The organism is Sphingomonas sp. Ant20 (assembly GCF_000783375.1).
GTDB lineage: Bacteria > Pseudomonadota > Alphaproteobacteria > Sphingomonadales > Sphingomonadaceae > Sphingomonas > Sphingomonas aerolata.
This window is the reverse complement of record NZ_JRVI01000178.1, coordinates 1-3,525: the sequence shown is the minus strand read 5'-3', so window position 1 is coordinate 3,525 and position 3,525 is coordinate 1. Positions and strand designations below refer to the sequence as shown.

The window sequence follows — 3,525 nt, the reverse complement described above, 5'->3', positions numbered from 1 at the left end:
CCGCCATCGCCGCGCTCCGCCAGTTCGACCCGCCCAAACCCTGATCCGCCCAAACCCTGATCGACCGTGAGAGCCGCGCCCGCCCAAACGTCATTCCCGCGCAGGCGGGAACCCAGACTGGCAATCCTCACGGCCCGGCCACCACCGTCCGCCCCTCTGGATCCCCGCCTCCGCGGGGATGACGGACGGAGGATAGGGGCGCGGCAACAGTCTCCATGCGAATGCCCCACAACCCCGTCCGCCCCTCTGGAACCCCGCCGGGGCGCAGCCTATCTACCGGCGATCCAACCCGAAAAGGCCGTCCATGAAATATCTGCACACGATGATCCGGGTCACCGATCCGGCCAAGACGATCGCGTTCTTCGAGCTGCTCGGGCTGAAGGAGGCCCGCCGCCTCGAAAACGAGCAGGGTCGCTTCACGCTGATCTTCCTCTCCGCGCCCGGTGACGAGAGCGCCGAGGTCGAGCTGACGCACAATTGGGATCCGGAAGAGTATGGCGAAGGCCGCAATTTCGGCCATCTCGCCTACCGCGTCGACAATATCTACGAGACCTGCCAGCGGCTCCAGGATGCCGGCGTGACGATCAACCGCCCGCCGCGCGACGGCCACATGGCGTTCGTCCGCACCCCCGACAACATCTCGATCGAGCTGTTGCAGGACGGCCGGCTCGACCCCGCCGAGCCCTGGGCGTCGATGCCCAACACCGGCCACTGGTAAGGGCCACTGGTAAGGATCGTCGGCCCGCCGCCATCGCCGCGGCACAGTCGGCGACGTGGACCGTCGCACCGCCGCCCTCGATGATCTCGATCCGCATCGTCAGGTCGACACAGCCCTGGCGGATGTCCTCCGCCAGCATCTCGCGCATCGCCACGATCGCATGCTCGATCGCCGCCGCGCGATGCGCCAGCTCGATCCCCTCGTGATCCTCGATCACCTCGCCGCCCAGGGCGATCTGAAATCTGTATCGCGGCATCAGCGACATCCTGTGCGTTCGACGCGACGGCCGGGGCGACCGGCGCTGCCGCGCCCATCGTTCGCCCCTGTTTCTCGCAAGGCGTCTACGCCCCTGCGCGACGATCGGTTCCGCGCCACCCGTACAGCGCGCGGCAGCCGACATTTTCTTACAATAACCGACAATTTCCGAAATGCGCGTCTTACCTATGTTTGAGCGAGACTATAACGCCTGTGATAGTGCAGGGCGCCTCGGGGCAAGCTATGCTTAACCCGGCGACTGAGAGTTCGATATGCTCCCGCCCGAGCGGAGCCTGCATGTGGATTACCCCATCGTCGTCACCGATCATCTGATTGCCAAGCTCGCGACCCGGGTCGAGCTGAGCGCGGCGGATCGCGTGGCGATCGCGGCGCTGCCGTGCAAGTTGCGCACGATCGACCAGTCGACCTATATGCTGCGCGAGGGGCAACGCCCGCTGCGCTGCGCGTTCGTGATCGACGGCTTCGCCTATCGCCAGAAGCTCACCCCCGATGGCGAGCGCGAGATTGTCTCGATCCTGATGCCCGGCGACTTCATCGATCTCCAGAACCTCTTCCTCGAGGAATCGGATCACGACGTCCAGGCATTGACCCGGATCACCGTCGCCGAGATCCCCATCCCCGCACTGCGCGAGATCGTCGCGGTCTCGCCGAAGATCGCCACCGCCTTGTGGATCGAGGCGCTGGTCGAGGCGTCGATCCACCGCGAATGGCTACTCAACGTCGGCCGCCGCAACGCCAAGATGCGGCTCGCGCATCTGCTCTGCGAATTCTCCGCCCGGCTGCGCGCCTCCTCGCTCAGCGACGCGGACGGCAGCTACGAACTGCCGATGACGCAGGAACAGATGGGCGATGCGCTCGGCCTGACCCCGGTCCACGTCAACCGCGTGCTCCGCGCGCTCGAGACCGACGGGCTGATCACGCGCCGCAAGCGGCAGATCGGCGTCGTCGACTGGTGCGCGCTGCGCGACGCCGCCGAATTCAACGAACGCTATCTCCACCTGACCCAGACGCGCAGCTGAGGACGGGGCCCGAGGACGGGGCCAGAGCCGCCCCGACCCGGCCACTCTTGACTTTTCGGCCGGTCGCGCGCATCTGACCTCCATCGAGGTGTCATGCAGCGTGATCGGACCTGAACAAGGTCCAGGCTCCGCCTCGGTCGTTTCTAACGGGCTTCCCTTTTCACGCGGGGTGTCAAAACACCACGCCCCTCGCGCGTCCTCCTGTGGATTCGCGAGCCCGGCACATTTGAGAGACTATTCATGTCCTTTTCCAACCTCGGCCTCGCCGAGCCCCTCGTCCGCGCGCTCGAAGCCAAGGGCTATACCGAGCCGACGCCGATCCAGGCCCAGTCGATCCCGATCCTGCTCGAGGGCGGCGATCTGCTCGGCATCGCGCAGACCGGCACCGGCAAGACCGCCGCGTTCGTGCTCCCCTCGATCCAGCGCCTGACCGAGACGCAGAAGCGCGTCCTGCCGACGCATTGCCGCATGCTCGTCCTCGCGCCGACGCGCGAACTCGCCAGCCAGATCGCCGACAGCGCACGCGCCTATGGCCAGTTCAGCAAGATGTCGGTGACCACCGTGTTCGGCGGCACCAGCATCAACAAGAACCGCCAGGACCTCAGCCGCGGCGTCGACATCCTCGTCGCCACGCCGGGCCGCCTGATCGACCTGATCGAGCAGGGCTTCTGCAACCTGTCGATGATCGAGATCCTCGTGCTCGACGAAGCCGACCAGATGATGGACCTGGGCTTCATCCACGCGCTGAAGAAGATCGTCCGCATGCTGCCGAAGAAGCGCCAGACGCTGTTCTTCTCGGCGACGATGCCGACCGCGATCCGCGATCTCGCCTCGCAGTTCCTGCTCGATCCGAAGACCGTCTCCGTCAAGCCCGCCGCGACCACCGCGGAGCGCGTCGACCAGTATGTCACCTTCTGCAACCAGTCGGAAAAGCAGGCGCTGCTGACGATCACGCTGGGTGATCCCGCGATCGACCGCGCGCTCGTCTTCACGCGCACCAAGCACGGCGCCGACCGCGTCGTGAAGCTGCTCGCGGGCAACGGCATCGCCTCGAACGCGATCCACGGCAACAAGAGCCAGGGCCAGCGTGAGCGCGCACTCGGCGAGTTCAAGCAAGGCAAGGTCAAGGTCCTGATCGCGACCGACATCGCCGCACGCGGCATCGACGTCTCGGGCGTCAGCCACGTCATCAACTTCGAGCTGCCCAACGTCGCCGAGCAATATGTCCACCGCATCGGCCGCACCGCGCGTGCGGGCGCCAGCGGCATCGCCGTCGCGTTCTGCGCGGATGACGAGAAGGCCTATCTGCGCGACATCGAGCGGATCACCCGCCAGAAGGTGACGGTCCGCCCGCTGCCCGACGATTTCGTCAACCTGTCGAACCAGATCAAGCAGACCCGCGTCAAGACGATGGGCGCCGATCCCGAAGTCCGGATCGACCGTCCGCGCGATCCCGCGCGTCCCCGCGCCACCCACGCCCCCCGCGCGACCGGCACCACCGGCCGCAACTGG

The 3,525-nt window shown here is 66.5% G+C and carries 4 protein-coding genes; all 4 read left to right on the top strand.

What is annotated here, in order from left to right; all coding sequences use genetic code 11:
* Window positions 1-304 precede the first annotated feature (304 nt).
* Window positions 305-718, top strand: a complete 414-nt coding sequence (locus NI18_RS17060) for a VOC family protein (protein WP_037531709.1) — start codon at window positions 305-307, stop codon at window positions 716-718.
* 160 nt (window positions 719-878) lie between these two features.
* Window positions 879-1,169, top strand: a complete 291-nt coding sequence (locus NI18_RS17055; RefSeq protein ID WP_128082298.1) for a hypothetical protein — start codon at window positions 879-881, stop codon at window positions 1,167-1,169.
* Window positions 1,170-1,272: 103 nt separating this feature from the next.
* Window positions 1,273-2,013, top strand: a complete 741-nt coding sequence (locus NI18_RS17050; protein ID WP_235188324.1) for a Crp/Fnr family transcriptional regulator — start codon at window positions 1,273-1,275, stop codon at window positions 2,011-2,013.
* Between the two features lie 240 nt (window positions 2,014-2,253).
* On the top strand, window positions 2,254-3,525 hold a 1,272-nt coding region (locus tag NI18_RS17045; RefSeq protein WP_037531707.1), incomplete at its 3' end, for a DEAD/DEAH box helicase.